The sequence below is a fragment of the Pseudonocardia alaniniphila genome, assembly GCF_022524485.1.
Classification (GTDB): Bacteria; Actinomycetota; Actinomycetes; order Mycobacteriales; family Pseudonocardiaceae; genus Pseudonocardia; species Pseudonocardia alaniniphila.
Genome location: NZ_JAKXMK010000015.1, coordinates 241,187 through 259,283, shown reverse-complemented (window position 1 = coordinate 259,283; position 18,097 = coordinate 241,187). Strand labels below are relative to the sequence as shown.

Genomic DNA, 18,097 nt, shown 5'->3' with positions numbered 1-18,097 from the left:
AACAGGCCGCGTTCGCGGCGGGCGGCCATGGCCATGCCCACGGCGGAGGCCAGGCCTTGGCCCAGGGGGCCGGTGGTGATCTCGACGCCGGGGGTGTGGCGATGTTCGGGGTGGCCGGGGGTTTTCGAGCCCCAGGTGCGCAGGGCTTCCAGGTCGGCGAGTTGCAGGCCGTAGCCCGACAGGTAGAGCTGGATGTAGAGGGTGAGGCTGGAGTGTCCGGCGGAGAGGACGAAGCGGTCGCGCCCGATCCAGTCGGGGTCGGTGGGGTCGTGGCGCATGACGCGTTGGAACAGGGTGTAGGCCAGTGGGGCCAGGCTCATCGCGGTGCCGGGGTGGCCGTTGCCGACCTTCTGCACGGCGTCGGCGGCGAGCACTCTGATCGTGTCGACCGCTTTCCGGTCGAGATCGGTCCAGTCGCTGGGCACGTTGGCGCGGGTCAGGGTCTCGATGTCGGTGTCGGCCACGGCACTTCCCTAGGGGGTCTTGTGGAGGCGCAGGCGCGGGACGCCTCGACGCATCCGGCTTGCGGGTCAGCCTACCGAGGTGACGCAGGCAGGTGTGATCACTGGCGGAACGGTCACCCGCCGGTCTACCCGCGAGCATGCCCCGGCATGCCCCCGGTTACCATCGACAAGCCGTAGAACTCGGGAAGTTCGATTCCCCCACACGTTGGATTGAGGTTGCCGGTGAGTGTGCCCGTGTCGCAGCAGGGGGCGTCGCAGGTGCCGCCTGCCCCGGGCTTCCGTGCCGGGCTGCAGCGGGCGCAGGACACCTTCCGGGCGTATCTCGGCCTCACGAAGACGCGCATCATCGAGCAGCTACTGGTCGTCACCGTTCCGGCGATGTTCCTCGCCCAGCGCGGGATCCCGTCCGTGTGGCTGATCGGCGCCACACTTCTGGGTGGCGCGGCCGCGGCGGCGAGTGCGCACGCCCTCAACTGCGTGGTCGACGCCGACATCGACGCCGTGATGAAGCGCACGGCACGACGCCCGCTCGCGAAGGGCCAGGTGCCTCCCCGCCACGCCCTGATCTTCGGGCTCGTGCTCGGGGCGCTCAGCGCGGTATGGCTGGGCCTCACCACGAACTGGCTGGCAGCGGGTCTGTCGGTGGCCGCCATCGCGTTCTACGTGCTGGTGTACACGCTGCTGCTCAAGCGGCGGACGTCGCAGAACATCGTGTGGGGCGGCGCGGCAGGCTGCATGCCGGTGGTGATCGGATGGGCCGCAGTGACCGGCACGGTGCAGTGGCCGGCGCTGGTGATGTTCGGTGTGATCTTCTTCTGGACCCCGCCGCACTTCTGGGCGCTTGCGATGCGTTACCGCGAGGACTACGCCGCCGCCGGCGTGCCGATGCTCCCCGTGGTGGCCACGCCTGCACAGGTCTCGCGCCGCATCGTCGCCTACTCGTGGGTGATGGCCGCGTGGACGCTCCTGCTGGTACCGGCCACCTCCTGGATCTACACGGGCGTGGCGCTGCTCGGGGGAGCCTGGTTCGTGTTCCAGGCCCATCGGCTTCACGCCGGTGTCGCCGCAGGGCGTGACGTCACCCCGATGAAGCTCTTCCACCTGTCGAACATGTACCTCTGCATCCTCTTCGCCGCGATCGCGGTGGATGCAGCGGTCGGCCTCCCGGTCCTGCGGTTCTGACCCGCCTGCGGGCCGCGGGCCTCGACGCTCGCACCTCGCAGCACATGGGGTGACCTCGCAGCGCGCCGGCGTGCTGCGACGATGCACGACGGGCTGCGACGACGCGGTTGTCCACAGGTTCTTCTGATCGCCCGGTCCGCGCCTGCGTGGCCATGCAGGCATGTCGTATGGATCACGTGCCGGCTCGGGTCATGTGGCGGCGGGAACTGATCGCCGCCGGGTTCGCGGCTGGTGAGCTCCGGCAGCGGGTACGGGTGGGAGCGCTGGTGTCCATACGCCGCGGCGCCTACCTGACGGGTGCTCTCCCGCCCGACCCTGAGCTGCGTCACGTCATCCTGGTGCGAGCCGCTCTCCCCGACCTCGCCGCGGACGCCGTGGTGAGTCACGCCTCCGCTGCCGTGCTGCTCGGGTTGCCGCTGTGGAACGTGCCGCTCGGACATGTGCACGTCACCCGGTGCCGCAGGTCGGGCGCGCGGCGCAGCAGCGGCGCGCACGTTCACGCCGCGCCGCTTCAGCCGGATGAGATCGTCGAGGTCGACGGGCTGCGGCTCACCTCGCCCGCGCGCACGGTCGTCGACCTCGCGCGGTGGTTGCCGTTCGAGCAAGCGGTCGTGGCCGCGGATGGAGCGCTCCGCCTGCAGCTCGTCACGCGGGAAGGGCTGGCCGAGGCCGTCGAGCGCGCCGCACGCCGGCCGGGAAGTCCCGCGGCCCGTCGTGTCGTTGCGTTCGCTGACGAGCGCAGCGAGAGTCCTGGTGAGTCCCGCAGCCGCGTGGCGCTCCACAACGCAGGCCTGCCGCCGCCCGTGCTGCAGTGGGAGGTGCACGGGCGGTCCGGGCTCTGGCTCGCGCGCACCGACTTCGGCTGGCCGGAGCTGCGGACGGTCGGGGAGTTCGACGGGAAGATCAAGTACGGCAGGTTGCTGAAGCCGGGACAGACTCCGGGCGACGCCGTGTTCGAGGAGAAGCGGCGCGAGGACGCTCTGCGCGACGAGAGCCTCCGCGTGGTCCGCTGGACGTGGGGCGAGCTGGACCACTTCGATCCCGTGGCCGAGCGGCTCCGGCGTGCGTTCGGGGCCTCGGAACGCACCTCGCAGCACGTGGGGTGACCTCGCAGCGCGCCGGCGTGCTGCGACGATGCACGACGGGCTGCGACGACGCCCCCTGACGGCCGTGGCCGTCAGGGGGCGCCGGGTCTGCGTTACGCGGCCGGGATCAACCCGTTGGGGTCGAGCACGTACTTGCGTGCCGCGCCCTGGTCGAACTCCTGGTAGCCACGCGGTGCGTCATCGAGAGGAATCACGGTGGCGTTGACCGCGTCGGCGATGTGGGCCTTGTCGTGCAGGATGGCCATCATCAACTGGCGGTTGTACTTCATGACGGGGCACTGGCCGGTGGTGAAGGAGTGGCTCTTCGCCCAGCCGAGCCCCAGCCGCACCTTGAGCGTGCCCACCTTGGCGTCCTCGTCCGCGGCACCGGGGTCGCCGGTGACGTAGAGGCCAGGGATGCCGAGCCTGCCACCCGCCCGGGTGACGGTCATGATCGAGTTGAGCACGGTGGCCGGGGCCTCGTGCATGCCCTTCCCGGGTGCGCTGGCCTCGAAGCCCACGGCGTCGACGGCGCTGTCCACCTCGGGTACGCCGAGGATCTCGGCGATCTGGTCCTCCAACGAGGCGTCCTGCGTGATGTCCACCGTCTCGCAACCGAACGAGCGCGCCTGCGCCAGCCGGTCGGCGTTGCGGTCCCCGACGATGACCACGGCAGCACCGAGCAACATCGACGAGTACGCCGCCGCCAGCCCCACGGGTCCGGCACCGGCGACGTACACAGTGGACCCGGTGGTCACACCAGCGGTGTAGGCACCGTGGTAGCCGGTGGGGAAGATGTCCGACAGCATCGTGAGGTCGAGCACCTTCTCCAGCGCCTGCTCCCTGCTGGGAATCTTCAGCAGGTTGAAGTCGGCGAACGGCACCATGACGTACTGTGCCTGGCCGCCTTCCCAGCCGCCCATGTCGACGTATCCGTAGGCCGACCCGGCGCGTGCGGGGTTGACGTTGAGGCAGACGCCGGTCTGGCCCTCCTTGCAGTTGCGACACCGCCCGCAGGCGATGTTGAACGGCACGGAACAGATGTCGCCGATGTCCAGGAACTGGACGTCCTCGCCCTTCTCGACGATCTCACCCATGATCTCGTGGCCGAGTGTCTGTCCGGGCGGGGCGGTGGTGCGACCGCGCACCATGTGCTGGTCGGAACCGCAGATGTTGGTGGCGATGTTTCGCAGGATCACCCCATGGACGGCCTTCTGGGTCAGCCCCTTGGCCTTCGCCACATCGGTAGGTACCTCGAGCTTCGGAGGGTCGTGGTCCTCCACCGAGACGACCCCGGGCTCCTTGTAGACGACGATCTTGTTACCACCCATGTGCTCCTCCAGACTGTGCCGACGTTGGCGTGCCCACGGGACATGAGCCATAAGCCGCCGAGAGGTGTGCGCAAACCCGAGTCTTCTCGGCCCGCGCATTTGCGCAAGGGCCCGTTAGCGCAGAATTTCCGGGGTTTGCCAGTGCTTGCCGTGCACATGGTGATCGAGAAATGCGGTGACCGTCTCGTACCAGAGCGCAGCGTGCTGAGGTGAAAGCACCCAGTGATTCTCGTCGGGGAAATAGAGGAACCGATGTGGAAGGGTGGCGGGGTCGCCCTCGTGCCGGGAGACGAGGTCCCACCACAGGCGCAGCGCCTCGCCGATCGGGACGCGATAGTCCTTGTCTCCGTGGATCACGAGCATGGGCGTGCTGATGGCGTCGACGTGCCGGTGCGGGCTGTTGTGCTCGGCCATCTCCTCGGTCATCTCCCGCAACCAGTAGTGGGGAGCATCGGTGGTGGTGCCGAACTGGTCGAGCGCCCAGAGGCTCGCGTGGGTGACGATCGCCCGGAAGCGGTCGGTGTGCCCGGCGATCCAGTTGGCCATGTACCCGCCGAAGGAGCCACCCATCGCCGCGGTGTGCTCGGCGTCGATGTCGGTCCGGGCCTCGGCCGCGTCGGTGATGGCCATCAGATCCGTGTAGGGCGCCGCGCCCCATGCGCCCCACCCGCGCTGGATGAAGTCGAGCCCGTACCCGGTGGACAGGGCCGGGTCGGGCAGCAGCACCGCGTAGCCGCGGGCGGCCATCAGCCACGGGTTCCAGCGCCACTGCCAGGCGTTCCAGCTGCCCAGCGGGCCACCGTGCACCCACAGCAGCAACGGTGCCGGTGTCGTCTCCGATGCGGCGGCGGGCAGCACGAGCCAGGCCCGCAGCGGGCTGCCGTCCTCGGCCGTGGCGTGCACCTCGGTGAGCGAGCCGGGCAGGGCGGGCGACGGTGCCGGAGCGGGCAGCGGCACGGGCTGCTGGTCCGCGCTGGTCGCATCGAGCCGGACGGGGACGGGCGGGTGGTCGACCGCGCTGCGCAGGGCGTAGACGTGCGTGCCGTCCGGTGCCACCTGCAGGTCGCTGTAGGCGCCGTCGTCGCCGGTCAGGCGCGTGACCGTGGATTCGGCCAGCTCGATGCGGAAGACGGGGGAGCGGCCGCCGTCGTCGGCGGTGACGATCAGCGCGGTCGAGTCGGGGGTCCACCGGACGTCGCCGGGCCAGCGGTCCCAGCCGGGTGCCACCTCCCGTGCTGTTCCGCCGGCGAGTGGCACCACCAGGAGCCGGGTGTCGGGGGCAGTGGTCGGTGTGGTGATCAGCTGCTGCCAGAACGCCACCTGCTCGCCGTCGGGGCTGATGACGGGGCCGCCGAACTCGTGGCCCGGGTCGTCGGCGAGCACTCGCCGGTCCCCGGTGGCCACGTCGATCGCCACGAGCACGCTGCGGGTGGACCCGCCGGACTCGGCGAGCTGCCACGAGGTGACGACCGTGGCGCCGTCCGGCGAGATGTCGTGGTCGGTCTCGACGAGGGCCGTGCCCGGGGTGGGGGTGAGATCGCGCCACTCGACCGGGCCGTCGGAGTCGGACACCCCCACCGTGCCGGCCATCAGCCGCGGCTCGTCCGGGCCGAGGTCGTGGTCCCAGAACCGCACGGGGTAGCCGGCGTGCAGGATCGCGGCGACCTTCTTCTCGCGGCGCTCCTTGCGGCGCTTCTCGTCGTCCTCGGCGGAGACGGCGGCCGGGAACGTCATCGAGGTGGCGAGGACGGTGCCCGCCACGCGAGCGACCACGGGCGCGCTCAGTCCGCCTGGCCGGCTGCCGACGAGGCGCGCCTCGCCGCTCTCCGGAAGCCGCCACAGGGCCTGGGGAGCGTCCTCGGGCTGGTCCTTCGCCTCGGGGTCGGGGCGGGCCGAGGTGAACAGCAGAGCGCCGTCGGGGGTGAAGGCGGGGGAGGACTCGCCGGTCGGGCCGCTGGTGAGCCTGCGGGCGGATCGCCTGCCGGCCGGGTCGATCTCCCAGAGTGCGGTGCGGTAGCGGTTCTTCTCCGGGGTGAGCGCCGCCACGGTGGTGACCAGCCGGCTGCCGTCCGGGGACAGCACGAGCCCGCTCAGGCGGGGCAGCGCCACGTAGTCCTGCAGGTCGTGGAAGGGGGTCGGGGAGGTCTGCGGGGTCTCCGTCACGTCCGATGTCTAGCACGGTTTCGGGTGATCATCTCGGCGCTGGATAGTCTCGTGCTGCGCACGAGGGAGAGGACACAATGGATCGACGACCCCTGCTCGCGCGGGGGAGCAGCATCGGCGCCGCAGGAGCAGCTGTGATCGCCCTGCTGGCCGGCTGTGCCGGTCCGGAGCAGGCCGGTCCGTCCGGCGGCGCGGGATCCGCTCCCACCTTGACGATCTACTCGGGTCGCAGCGAGGAGCTCGTTGCGCCGCTGATCCCGCAGCTGGAGAGCGCGGTCGGACGTGATGTCGAGATTCGCTACGGCAGCACCGACGCTCTCGAGACGCAGCTCACGCAGGAGGGACCGGACTCCCCGGCGGACGTCTTCCTCGGCCAGGACGGCGGTGCGCTCGGCACGCTGAGCCGGGCGGGGCTGCTTGCCCCGCTCCCCGCCGAGGTGGTGGCCCCGGTCCCGGAGCGCTACCGGGCGCCCGACCTCACCTGGGTGGCCACCTCCGCCCGCGCCAGGGTGGTGGCCTACAACCCCGGCCGGGTGGCGGCGACCGAGCTGCCCTCGGGCCTGGACGACCTGCTCGCACCGCGGTGGTCGGGACGGCTCGGCTTCGCCCCGACCAACGCCTCCTGGCTCTCGTTCGTCACCGGCTTGCGACTCGTCCGCGGCGAGGAGGGCGCCCGGCAGTGGCTCACCGCCTTCGCGGCGCAGCAACCTCGGCGCTTCCACGGCAACGGCGAGATCGTGGAAGCGGTGGCCGAGGGCAGCATCGATGCGGGCCTGGTGAACCACTACTACCTGTACCGGAAGACCGAGCGGCTCGACCCGGCCACCTATCCCGTGCGCAACCACTACGTGCCCGACGACCCGCTCGGCCTGGTCAACGTGGCGGGTGCGGGCGTGCTGGCCTCGAGCGACGACCAGGACGCCGCGCGCCGAGTCGTCGGGTTCCTGCTGTCGCGCCCGGCCCAGCAGCACGTCGTGGACGAGACGGGGGAGTACCCCGTGCTGGCCGGCGTGACGCCGAGCAGGCCCTTCGAGCTCGGGCCCCTGGAGTCGCTGTCGCCACCGGAGCTGGACCTGGCCGACCTCGGCTCACTGGAGCGCTCCGAGATCATGCTGCAGGAGGTCGGGCTCCTCTGACCTGCGGATGCGCGGCGGTCAGGGCAGCAGGAGCAGCTTCCCCGTCGTGCGCCTGCCCTGCAGGTCCTCGTGGGCGGTGGCAGCGTCCGCGAGCGCGTAGCGGTGGCCGATCCGCACGTCGAGCGTGCCGTCGACGACCTCGGCGAACACGTCGGTGGCCCGGGTCCGCAGCTCCTCCGGCGTGGAGATGTAGTCGAAGAGCTTGGGGCGGGTGAGGAAGAGCGAGCCGCCGGCGTTGAGCCGCATGGGATCGACGGGCGGCACGGGCCCGCTCGACCCGCCGAAGAGCACCAGCATGCCCCGGCGGCGCAGGCTCGCGAGGCTCGCGTCGAAGGTCGAGCGCCCGACGCTGTCGTACGCCGCGTGGACCCCCGCACCACCGGTGAGGTTCCTGACCGCGTCGGCGAGATCGGCGACTTCGCCATAACGGATCACGTCGGCCGCTCCGGCGGCGCGGGCGAGCTCCTCCTTCTCGGCGGTGGACACCGTGGCGATCACCCGGGCTCCACGGGCGGCCGCGAGCTGGGTGAGCAGCAGGCCGACTCCGCCTGCCGCGGCATGCACCAGGACGTCCTCGCCGTGCTGCACGGGGTGGGTGTCGTTGACGAGGAAGTGCGCGGTCATCCCTTGCAGCAGGAGGCCCGCCGCGACCTCGTCGGAGACCCCAGGCGGCACCGGCACCGCCTTGTCCGCCACCACCGTCACACGCTCGGCGTAGCTGCCCAGCGCCTCGACCCACGCGACACGGTCGCCCACGGCGAAGTCGGTGACGTCCGGACCGAGAGCGAGCACGCGACCGGCACCCTCCAGCCCGGGGACGTACGGCATCGCCATGGGGTACGTGCCGTTGCGCTGGTAGACGTCGATGTAGTTGACCCCTGCTGCGGCGACGCCGACGAGGAGCTCGCCCGGGCCGGGCTCGGGATCGGGCAGCTCGGCCGGGTTCAGCACCTCGGGCCCGCCTGCGTTGATGATCTGGATGGCGCGCATCTGCCGATCCTGCACCCCGCACCCGGCCGGTCGTGCACCCGTGCCGTCGGGGGAGAGGTCAGTTCAGGTCGGCGAGCGCGGGCTGCGGCTCGGCCGCGACCGGCGCGGCGGCGGACACGGCGGCCTGCGGGCGCTGCGTGGTGGCGGACCACAGGGCCGCGGCGGCCACCGTGACGAGTGCGGCGCCGAGGACGTGCAGCGACACGAGCACCTCGGGCACACCGAGTGCGTACTGGATGCCACCGAGGGCACCCTGGGCCACCACGGCGACGATGAGCGCGACGTACCGGCGCCGCAGCCGCGCCGGCGCGTGCACGGCCGCCAGGGTGAACCCGAGCGCCACGAGCATCCCGAGGTAGGCGAAGAGCAGGTCGGCGTGCAACTGCGCCGCCGCCGGCACACCGATGCCGAGGCGGGGGGTGTTCGCGTCGCCTGCGTGCGGTCCGGCCGCGGTGACGAGGGTGCCGGCCGCGAGCAGGGCAGCGAACACGACCGTGCTCGTGGCGATGAGCCCGCGAACGGCGCCCGGCACCGTGCGGCGCGGTGGCCCGTCGCCGTCGGAGGCGGCGTCGACGAGCTGCATCCCGAGCCAGACCAGCACCATCGAGACGAGGAAGTGGACCGAAACGCTCCACCAGACCAGGCCGGTGAGCACCGTGAACCCGCCGATCACCGCCTGGGCGACCACACCGAGCGGCTGGACCAGCGCGAGCCTCGTGAGCCGCGCCCGGCGCGGGCGCGTGGCGAATGCCGCGATCAGGCAGGCGCCGGCGACGAGCACCACGGCGATCGTCAGCAGGCGGTTGCCGAACTCGATCCACTGATGGAGTCCGGCGACCTCGGGGTGCGGGGCGGGCACGAGACTGCCCGGGAAGCACTCCGGCCATGTGGGGCAGCCGAGCCCGGATCCCGTCACGCGCACCACGGAGCCGGTGACCGCGATGCCGCCCTGCGCGATGACGGCGGCCGCGGCGAGCCGGCGCATCAGGGCGGGCGGGGTCGAGGGCAGGCGGTGCAGGAGTGCAGGTCGGGCCACACCCTGATGGTAGGTGGGTGCCTGCAGGCGTCGGTGTCGAGGCCGCCCGCGACATGGTCACGCATCGCTGTTCGCCCGGCTACGGATCAGCGATACGTGTCCATGTCGCGTCCCTGCCCGCGGGGGCGGGCGGCTGCATGATGTGCGGGTGACGGTTCTGGCGGCCGGGTTGGCGCTGCTCGCGGCCGGTCTCTTCGCGGTCTCGACGGTGGCGCAGCAGCGCTCCGCGGCCACCGTCCCGGACGAGCGTGCACGCGGCCTCGGGTTGATCCGCGTGCTCGTCGGCCGTCCCCGGTGGTGGGCGGGTGTGATCGGCGACGGCGGTGGCTACCTGGTGCAGGCTGCCGCGCTCGGGTTCGGGTCGCTGCTGCTCGTCCAGCCGTTGCTGGTCACCACGCTGCTCTTCGCGCTGCCGCTCGGTGCTGCGTGGGCGGGCCGGACACTCACCCGGACGGACTGGGTCTGGGCCGCGCTCCTCGCGGTGTCGCTGGCGGTGTTCGTCGTCTCGGGCAATCCGACCGACGGGGTCGACCGCGCGCCCGTACGTGACTGGCTGCCGGCGGGCGCCGTCCTCGCCGGGTTGTTCCTGGTCTGCGTCGTGGCCGCGGCCCGCACCAGTGGCGTGACGCGGGCGGTGCTGCTCGCCGCGGCCACCGCGCTGGCGTACGGAGTGGCGGCCGCACTGACCAAAGGTGTCGTCGGGCAGCTCGACGAGGGTCTCGTCGCGTTCCTCGCGAGCTGGGAGGTCTACGTGCTCGTCGCCGTCTCGATCGCCGGCACGGTGCTGCAGCAGTCGGCCTTCCAAGCGGGTGAGCTCGGGGCGTCGCTGCCCACGATGATCGTGGGCGAGCCGGTGGTGGCCGTGGTGCTCGGGGCGGTGGTGCTGCAGGAGGAGCTGCGGGCGGACGGTGCCGAGTGGGCGCTCATCGTGCTGCTCGTCGTCGTGATGGTGGCGGCCACCACGGCGCTGGCCCGCTCGTCCGCGCGGACGACGGCGGTGCCCCGGGCGGCACCCGCCTGACGTGCGGCGCGCTGCATCCGTCGTCGCAGCCCGTCGTGCATCGTCGCAGCACGCCGGCGCGTTGCGCGGTCACCACACGTGCTGCGAGGTGCGTCCCGGGAGGGCTCAGGCTGCCGGCGTGCCGGCACTGCCGTGGGGGGCCGACGGCGCGGTCACGCCCCCGACGGCCTTGGGCACCAGCAGCTCCCCGATCACAGGCAGGGCGAGGAAGCCCTCGGCGCCGGCGTAGAGCAGCCCGACGCGCGGCAGGTCGATGTGGTGGCGATAGGCGAGCACCCGAGGTAGCCACTGGGGGTCGAACTTGGCGTTGAAGTCGTGCAACGACTTGATCTGGAAGAACGGGTTGAGCACGCCGACCGCCCAGCGGGCCGCACGCTGGGCGGGGCTGAACGGGATGTCGTCGGCGAAGAGGCGGCCCCACATGGCGAAGTTCATCGAGAGGCGCCGCACGCCGCGCTGACCCAGTGCCGCGGCGGCGCCGGCGATGAGGAACTCCGTCATGCCGTTGGGGGCGTCCGGGTCGTGGCGCATGAGGTCGAGCGTGTAGCCGAACGACGGACCGTAGGCCGGCACCACGCGCAGGAACCCGCCCGGCACGCCGTTCTCGTCCAGGGCGACGCAGAGCAGGAACTCCTGGTTCGCGCCTGCGCCGGTGACGTCCTGTGACAGCGACATCGTGAAGCCGCGCTCGGGTGCCTTGCCGCGCCACTTCGCACTGATCGCGTTGAGCTGCTCCACCAGGCGTGGCGGAGCGTTGGACTCGGCGATGAGCTGGAAGCGGTGCGTCCGCCCGACGCGGCGGACCGCGGCCCGCAGACTCTTGCGCCCCGGGCCGTCGAGGGTGAACCGCGCGCAGTCGAGGATGGCCTCGTCTCCCAGGTAGAAGCTCGTGAAGCCGCGGGAGGCATACAGCGGCATGCTGGCCTCGCGCACGGCGAGGAACGCGGGGTTCCACGCGCGCTCGTCGCACATGTCGAGGAACTCGTCGAGCGCCCGCACCACCGACTCCGGTGCCCCGATCGGATCGGCCGAGACCAGTGCGTAGCCGCCGAGGTAGGTGTAGGCGAGCACCGCCTCGCCGTCGGAGGAGAAGAAGAAGCTCTTGTCGTCGCGCAGGGAGAAGTAGGCGAGGGTGTCCCACCCGTAGGTGCGGACGAGGCGGTTGGCGTGCTCCCAGTCGCTCTCGGTGTGGGGGTGGCGCCCGACCAGCGGCCGGAACAGCAGGATCGCGAAGACGACCAGCCCGGCGATGCCGAGCGCCAGCAGCGCCGTGGGGAAGAAGTCGGCGAAGAACCGGGAGCGGTAGGTGTAGGGGCCGTCCACCCCCACCAGCCCGCCCGCGACGGTGGCGAGCGCGCCGTCCAGGGTGACCCCGGGTTCGATGCGGTCGCTTTCCACCCAGAGCGCGACGAGCCCGAACGCGAACACACCGGCGAGGTAGAGCGGCACGAACCGGACCAGCCGCAGCAACGACGGAGGGTCGGCCGGAGCGCGGAACTCGTCGCGGTACCAGATCAGCGCCAGCAGCATCGCGACGCAGATCGTGACCGCCACGGGGTGCGGGCCCTTCGACATGTGCGCGATGCCGCCCACGATGAAGAGCGCGACGGCCACCCGCCAGGCCAGGCGTTTGCGCTTCGCCAGCTGGTCGGCCAGCAGGATCAGGAGCAGCCCGACGATCACCGAGACGACGTGCCCGGCCACCGGGAGCCAGAGCTGGTCGATCGCGTCCTCGCGACCGTCCAGCCGGGCGTGCACGATCGGGATCTGGGCGAGCAACTGCAGAACCCCGCCGAGCGCCGTGAGCACCGCGATGATCGTCACGGCGCGCCTGCCGCGTTCGGGTTGCCGCTGCGGCGCCGGGATCGGGTGTGCGGCCGCGGCGAGCTCGGGCAGAGCTGTCACGGTGTCCGTCATGGAGGCTGGCACGGACCCGTCGCCTGCCGGGGTTCCTGCCACGGGGGTGGGAGGCAGCACGGGACGCACGGCCCCCGCCGGTCCGGCGCCTTCGGGTGCGGCGAACTCGGGCCGCAGCGTCGGGAAGAGGATCACCTCGCGGATCGAGTCGACGCTGGCCAGCAGCATCACCAGGCGGTCGATGCCGACACCGAGGCCACCGGTGCACGGCATCCCGTGCTCCAGAGCGCGGATGTAGTCGAGGTCGATGTCGCCGGCCTCCGGGTCGCCGCCTGCCTTGGCGCGGGCCTCCGCCTCGAACGCCGCGAGCTGCTCGACCGGGTCGTTCTGCTCCGAGTAGGCGTTGCAGAGCTCGAACCCGGCGACGATCAGCTCGAAACGCTCGACGTACGCGGGGTCGTCCCGATGCGCCCTCGCCAACGGGGAGACCTCGCGGGGGTAGTCGATGCAGAACACCGGCCCGACGACGTCGTGCTGCACCTTCTCGTCGTAGACCTCCTTCATGAGCCGGCCCGCGCCCCAGCCGCGTTCGTAGGGGATGCGCAGCCGGTCCAGCACGGCCCTGGCCTCGTCGATCGGCATGCCGGGGTGCATGGTGGCGCCGGTCTTCTCGGCGATCATGTCGGCGAAGCGGACCCGCGGCCACGGTGTGGCGCCGAGGTCGATGGCGTGGCCGCCGTAGTGCACGACCAGCGAGCCGCCGGAGCCGCCGAGGGCTGCCCGCGCCGCGGTCGTGATCATGCCCTCGACCAGGTCCATCATGTCGTGGTAGTCGGCGAAGGCCTGGTAGGCCTCGAGCATCGTGAACTCGGGGTTGTGCCGGGTGTCGATGCCCTCGTTGCGAAACACCCTGCCGATCTCGAACACTCGCTCCAGCCCGCCGACGATCAGCCGCTTGAGGTGCAGTTCCAGCGCGATGCGCAGGTACATGTCGAGATCGAGCGCGTTGTGGTGGGTGACGAACGGGCGCGCCGATGCCCCGCCCTGGATCGTCTGCAGCACCGGGCCCTCGACCTCGGTGAAGTCGTGGTCCTCCAGATACCGGCGGATCGCTCGGATCGCGGTGTGCCGGATCCGGAAGATCTCGCGGGTGCGCTCGTTGGCAGCGAGGTCGACGTAGCGCTGCCGGTAGCGGGTCTCCACGTCGCTGAGGCCGTGGTGCTTGTCGGGTGCTTCGAGCAGCGACTTGCCCAGCAGGGCGAAGTCCTGGACGCAGACCGAGAGCTCGCCGCGCCGCGTGGTCATCACCGTGCCCTCGACACCCACCCAGTCGCCGCGGTCGAGCTCGTCGAACTCGTGGTGGCGATCGGGCCCCAGCACGGCCGTGTCGACGAACAGCTGGATCGTGCCGGTGCGGTCGCGCAGGACTGCGAAGCTCAGGCCGCCCTGGTGCCGGAGGAGCTCGAGACGGCCCGCGAGGCGCACGTGCTCCGCGGTGTGGATGTCAGGCCCCAGCGTGTGGTGGGACGCCCGGATCTCCGCGGTGGTGTGGTCGGTGGGGTAGCGGTAAGGCAGCCCGTGTCCGGATCGTGCGGCCTCGAGCTTGCGCAAGCGGTGTTCCCGCTGGTCTGCGTCGTGCCGGCCATCTGTACCGGACGTCATCATGGCAACGATAGGGTCGCCGGCCCCTCGGGCCCACAGTCTTCGATACCCCCGATCGGGGTTTTCGATAGGTGAGGCGCCGCCCGTGCGGAGCTCACGCGAAGACCAGTGCGAGGTGGGCCGCCAGGTCGTCGCCGCGCAGCCGGGCGGCCCGGTACCCGACGTGGCCGTCCGGACGCACGAGGTAGCAACATCCGCCGACCGCGCTGTACGCGCCGCGGAACTCCCCGGCGGCGTCGCGCAGCACGGGCACCGGTGTGCCGCCGAGCAGCCCGTCGGCCACGTTGTCCGGGATGTCCACTCCGTCGGCGAGGACGATCCGGGCGTCGAGGTGGTCGCGTTCCCGCGGCCGCGCGATGGCTGCTCCCGCGGCGGCGAGCTCGGCGATCTGCTCCGCCTGGTCGACGTAGACGAGCAGTGTGTGCCGGCATCCGTCGAGCACTTCGTACAGCCGCAGGGGGAACGCCACGGATGCGCGACGCAGGCCGCGGCAGTCCGGAGCGCGCTCGCCCGGCGCCGGTCCGCCCTTGAGCTCCCCGGCCCCGTTGTCGCCGCTGACGATGGGGCTGTCGGGATAGCTCACGAGCAGCTGGGCCTCGCGCAGCATGATGGTGGCCGGGTCGTCGTTCTGGTAGCCGCTGCGGGCGTGTCGCACGGTGCGGCCCACCACTTCCTCGCCGACCGGCCGTCGTTCGGCGTCGTAGCTGGCCAGGAGCCCGTCGGCCGCGTCGCCCTGCACCGCGAGCGCAATCCGCCATGCCAGGGCGACGGCGTCCTGGATCCCCGTGTTCATGCCCTGCGCCCCGGTGGGCGGGTGGATGTGCGCCGCGTCCCCGGCGACGAACACGCGGTCGCTGCCATAGGAGTCGACGATGCGGTGGCTGATCCGGAACACCGACGACCAGCGCAGGTGGGAGGCATGCGTCGGCTCGGGGGCGAGCCGGTCCAGCACGGCCTGGATGTGCCGCAGCTCCGGCCTGGGGCCGGCGCTCATCCCGTGTTCGACGGACTTCTCGGCGCCGTCGCCGTCATGACTGAGCGTGGACCCGTTGTCCTGAGCGGACAGCTCCTCGGGCACCAGCATCGACACCCGGTACCGGCGCCGTCCCGGAAGCGGGATGGCGACTAGCAGGTCGTCGACATTGCCGCCGTCGGCGATGTGCTGGGCGCGGACGGCGTAGCCGGAGGGCTGGTGCCAGTCCACCTCCACGTCCCCGAGCATGTACTGCTCGGGGAAGGCGTCGCCCTCGAACTTGAGGCCCAGGCCCTTCCGGACCGTGCTGTGGGCGCCGTCGGCGCCGATGAGGTACCCGGCCCGCAGCTGCGACTCCCCGTCCGGCCCGCGGAGCTTGACCGAGACGCCCTCGGCGTCCTGTTCGAAGCGCACGAGCTCGACACCGCGTTCGACGTGGCCACCGAGCTCGTTGTAGCGCTGCTCGAGCAGGCGCTCCGTCTCGTACTGGGGGAGCGCGGCGAAGCCGTACGGAACCTCCGGTGGCAGCTCGAAGTCCACCCTCGCCACCTGCTCGCCGTTGACGTACACGAGTTGTCCGCGCATCGGCGTCGAGGCGTCGAGGGCGCGTGCGAGCACCCCTGCCGACTCCCACAACTCGAGGGTGCGGGGCTGGACCCCCACCGCCTTGGCGTACGGGATCGGCGCGAGGAGCCGGTCGATGATCCGGCACTCCACCCCGCGGCGCCGCAGTTCGACGCCGGCAGTGAGCCCGACCGGGCCCGCCCCCACGATCAGCACGTTCTCAGCCATGCATCCTCCGTGGTCGTTGCTCAGGGCGTCTCCTCAGGTTTCGTTCCGGTAACGGGACTCGCGGTGCGCATGGTCGGCGTTACTGCTGGTGGGAGGCTCGCCACACCCTGTACTCAGCTGAGTGAGGCCGTCCGGACGGGCTCCGGACCCGACGGCGGGGCCGGGGTCAGGGCCTGTTCCACCCGCTCCAGCTCGTCCACGAGGCGGTGGATCCAGCCCCAGCCGTCGAACGCCCGGAGCGCCGCGGCAGGCGCCTCGGCGAAGCGCACGGCCAGGTGCTGGGCGGCGACCTGCGCGCGCACCGCCGACGCGTACCCCGATGGCGCTTTGCCTGCCGCGACGGCCGCCGCGGCCTCGCGGTAGGCGTCGGCGACCTCCTGGGCGTCCGCGCGCAGGAGGACACCGAAGTCCGGCCAGGGCAGCGGATCGGTTGCCGGGTAGCGCACGCACAAGGTCCGCGAGTACTCCGCGATGCGGTTCGCGACCGCCAGCACGACCAGCCATTCGGGCTCGGGGCCCGGTTTGGCCGGCTCGGAGCGGTACTGGGCGTAGGTGTACTCGAACAGCGTCGAGAGCCGGGTGAGCGGTTCCGTGGACGGGGGAGGTCCCGTGCCGGTCAGGTACGCCGCGGACGCGACGATCTCGTCGGCTCCGGCGCGCATGCAGTCGGCGGCCACCCGGCGCACCTCGCCGGCACCGCCGCGCGGCCACACCGCCGCCCCGATCAGCGCCCCCACCAGGCCGCCGATGATCACGGCGAACACCCGGTCCTCCGCGAGCTCCCAGTTCGCCGGTGCCACCTGGGCGAAGACGACCGAGACGACCAGCGTGAAGCCCGCCTGCGCCGCTCCCAGCCCGAGCAGTGGACCCGCCGCGAACGCCGCGAGCATCAGCAGCGGGGTGAGCCAGGCGTAGACGTGGGTTTCCGGGCCGACCAGCGTCAGCAGGACGGCCGCGATGATCGCCCCGATGATCGTGCCGGTGAACGCCTGCAGGAGTACCGCACGGCTGGCGACGGCCGAGGTGCGCATCAGGCTCAGGGTGGCGAGCAGCACCCAGAAACCGTGGGTCAGCGCGAGCACGCCCGCGATGATCCGCGCGACGGCGAGGCCGACAGCGAGCCGGATGGCGTTCTGCAGGTAGACCGAGCGGGGTGTCATGTGGGCCCGCAGTCGCCGCCACCAGAGCGTGACGGGGGAGGCGTGCAGGAACCAGAAGTCGACGGGCGTGTCGGCCGGGGGCGGAGGGGGCGCGCCCAGCGTGGCCCGGGTCGCGAGCACCAGCGTCCGGACGGACTCCGTGACCGCGGAGACCGCGAGCTCACCGCGCAGCCACGGGGCGGGGTCGACCGCACCGGCGAGCCGGAACGTCTCACGCTCGACGTAGCCCGAGAGCGCCTGGTCGATGACGTCCCTGGGCGGTGGCGCTCCCTCGCCGAGCAGTGCGTCGCGCACGGCTGCCAGCGCTTTCGCGTCCGTGTCGAGCAGATCCGCGGTCTCGGGTGCCGTGCCCGGTTCCCGCGGAGACGCGTGAGCCCCGGCGGATACCGGCGCCGTGGCCTGCTCGGTGGAGGTAGCTGCGGTGCGCTGCTCGGCCAGCCGGTCGGCGGCCAGCCCGAGCCGCCCGATGACCACCCGGACCGCGAGGGAGGCGTGGGTGAGGCTCCGGTCGTGGCGGCTGGGCCCGGTGGGACGTGCGGCCGGTGGGAGCGTGCTCGCCCTCAGCTGAGCGCCGGCGCGGGATGCCTCGGCGCGGAGGGCGGCGATCCGGACGTCCCCGTCGGGAGCACCGGCGACGAACCAGGTGCGCAGCCCGTCGGCGAGAGCCGCCGCGGCATCCGCCGCGTAGGCGACGCGCGGCACGAGGTCAGGGGGTGACGGTGCGGGCCACAGCAACCGGTCGGCGAGCACGAGCAGCAGGACCCCGACCGTCAGGCCGATGAGGCGTTCGCCGAGCAGATCGGGCGTGTAGGGCGGGAAGCACGGGAGCACGTAGAACAGCTGCAGGCCGCTGGCGACGGCGGCGACCCGGGGGCCGCCGACGGCGGCGAAGGACACCAGGAACCCGACCACCAGCATTCCGGCCACGGCGGCCCAGGTGTTGACGGCGAGAACCGTGCCGAGCGACGCGAGTGCCAGACCGACCACGAGAGCACAGAGGTAGGTGCGGGTGCGCTGGGCCGGTGTTCCGTTGACCTCCGACAACGCACCCAGCGCGACCGTCGCGAACAGCGCGTAGACACCGGCGTTCACGTCGCCGACCAGGTAGAGGCACACGAAGAAGCCCGAGCTGGCGGCAATGGTGACGCGCAACGCGCGGTGGACGATGAGGAACCCGGGGTCGCGCTCGTGCAGGAACGCCGCCGGCCGCCCCAACAGCCGCGGCCGGCGGCGTTCGTCGGTCAC

11 protein-coding genes and 1 pseudogene are annotated in these 18,097 nt (G+C 72.0%); 4 read left to right on the top strand and 8 right to left on the bottom strand.

Annotated features, from left to right (window positions below; translation table 11 throughout):
* Positions 1–464, bottom strand: a pseudogene (locus MMF94_RS18905) (transketolase); the annotation flags it as partial.
* A gap of 258 nt (positions 465–722) precedes the next feature.
* On the opposite strand from MMF94_RS18905, the gene MMF94_RS18900 reads away from it, so the two are divergent.
* Both MMF94_RS18900 and MMF94_RS18895 read left to right on the top strand, forming a co-directional pair.
* Entirely contained in the window at positions 723–1,646 is a 924-nt protein-coding gene (locus tag MMF94_RS18900; RefSeq protein WP_241038293.1) for a heme o synthase, read from the top strand.
* Positions 1,647–1,822: 176 nt separating this feature from the next.
* Positions 1,823–2,752, top strand: coding sequence for a hypothetical protein (locus MMF94_RS18895; protein ID WP_241038266.1), 930 nt, complete (start codon positions 1,823–1,825; stop codon positions 2,750–2,752).
* A 92-nt stretch (positions 2,753–2,844) separates the two neighbouring features.
* Here the strand turns inward: MMF94_RS18895 and fdhA are convergent, their stop codons facing one another.
* Positions 2,845–4,062, bottom strand: coding sequence for a formaldehyde dehydrogenase, glutathione-independent (fdhA, locus tag MMF94_RS18890; RefSeq protein WP_241038264.1), 1,218 nt, complete (start codon positions 4,060–4,062; stop codon positions 2,845–2,847).
* A 114-nt stretch (positions 4,063–4,176) separates the two neighbouring features.
* Positions 4,177–6,225, bottom strand: a complete 2,049-nt coding sequence (locus MMF94_RS18885; RefSeq protein WP_241038261.1) for a S9 family peptidase — start codon at positions 6,223–6,225, stop codon at positions 4,177–4,179.
* A gap of 77 nt (positions 6,226–6,302) precedes the next feature.
* On the opposite strand from MMF94_RS18885, the gene MMF94_RS18880 reads away from it, so the two are divergent.
* The gene (locus MMF94_RS18880; protein WP_241038260.1) at positions 6,303–7,361 is read left to right on the top strand and encodes an iron ABC transporter substrate-binding protein; all 1,059 of its coding nucleotides are present in this window, start codon (positions 6,303–6,305) and stop codon (positions 7,359–7,361) included.
* Between the two features lie 18 nt (positions 7,362–7,379).
* Here MMF94_RS18880 and MMF94_RS18875 read toward each other — a convergent pair whose 3' ends face one another.
* Both MMF94_RS18875 and MMF94_RS18870 read right to left on the bottom strand, forming a co-directional pair.
* Positions 7,380–8,351, bottom strand: coding sequence for a quinone oxidoreductase family protein (locus MMF94_RS18875; protein WP_241038258.1), 972 nt, complete (start codon positions 8,349–8,351; stop codon positions 7,380–7,382).
* Between the two features lie 58 nt (positions 8,352–8,409).
* Entirely contained in the window at positions 8,410–9,387 is a 978-nt protein-coding gene (locus MMF94_RS18870) for a COX15/CtaA family protein (RefSeq protein ID WP_241038257.1), read from the bottom strand.
* A gap of 148 nt (positions 9,388–9,535) precedes the next feature.
* Between MMF94_RS18870 and MMF94_RS18865 the strand changes: the two genes are divergently transcribed.
* On the top strand, positions 9,536–10,408 hold the full coding sequence (locus MMF94_RS18865) for a DMT family transporter (RefSeq protein ID WP_241038256.1): 873 nt from the start codon (positions 9,536–9,538) through the stop codon (positions 10,406–10,408).
* Positions 10,409–10,513: 105 nt separating this feature from the next.
* On the opposite strand, the gene lysS is transcribed toward MMF94_RS18865, so the two are convergent.
* From lysS to MMF94_RS18850, 3 genes are all read right to left on the bottom strand, one after another.
* On the bottom strand, positions 10,514–13,927 hold the full coding sequence (gene lysS, locus MMF94_RS18860; RefSeq protein ID WP_241038255.1) for a lysine--tRNA ligase: 3,414 nt from the start codon (positions 13,925–13,927) through the stop codon (positions 10,514–10,516).
* 94 nt (positions 13,928–14,021) lie between these two features.
* Positions 14,022–15,692 (bottom strand): FAD-dependent monooxygenase, encoded by a 1,671-nt coding sequence (locus MMF94_RS18855; protein ID WP_241038254.1) that lies wholly within the window; start codon positions 15,690–15,692, stop codon positions 14,022–14,024.
* Between the two features lie 113 nt (positions 15,693–15,805).
* Positions 15,806–18,097 carry an FUSC family protein gene (locus MMF94_RS18850; RefSeq protein WP_241038253.1) on the bottom strand — a complete coding sequence of 764 codons (2,292 nt, stop codon included), beginning with the start codon at positions 18,095–18,097 and terminating at the stop codon, positions 15,806–15,808.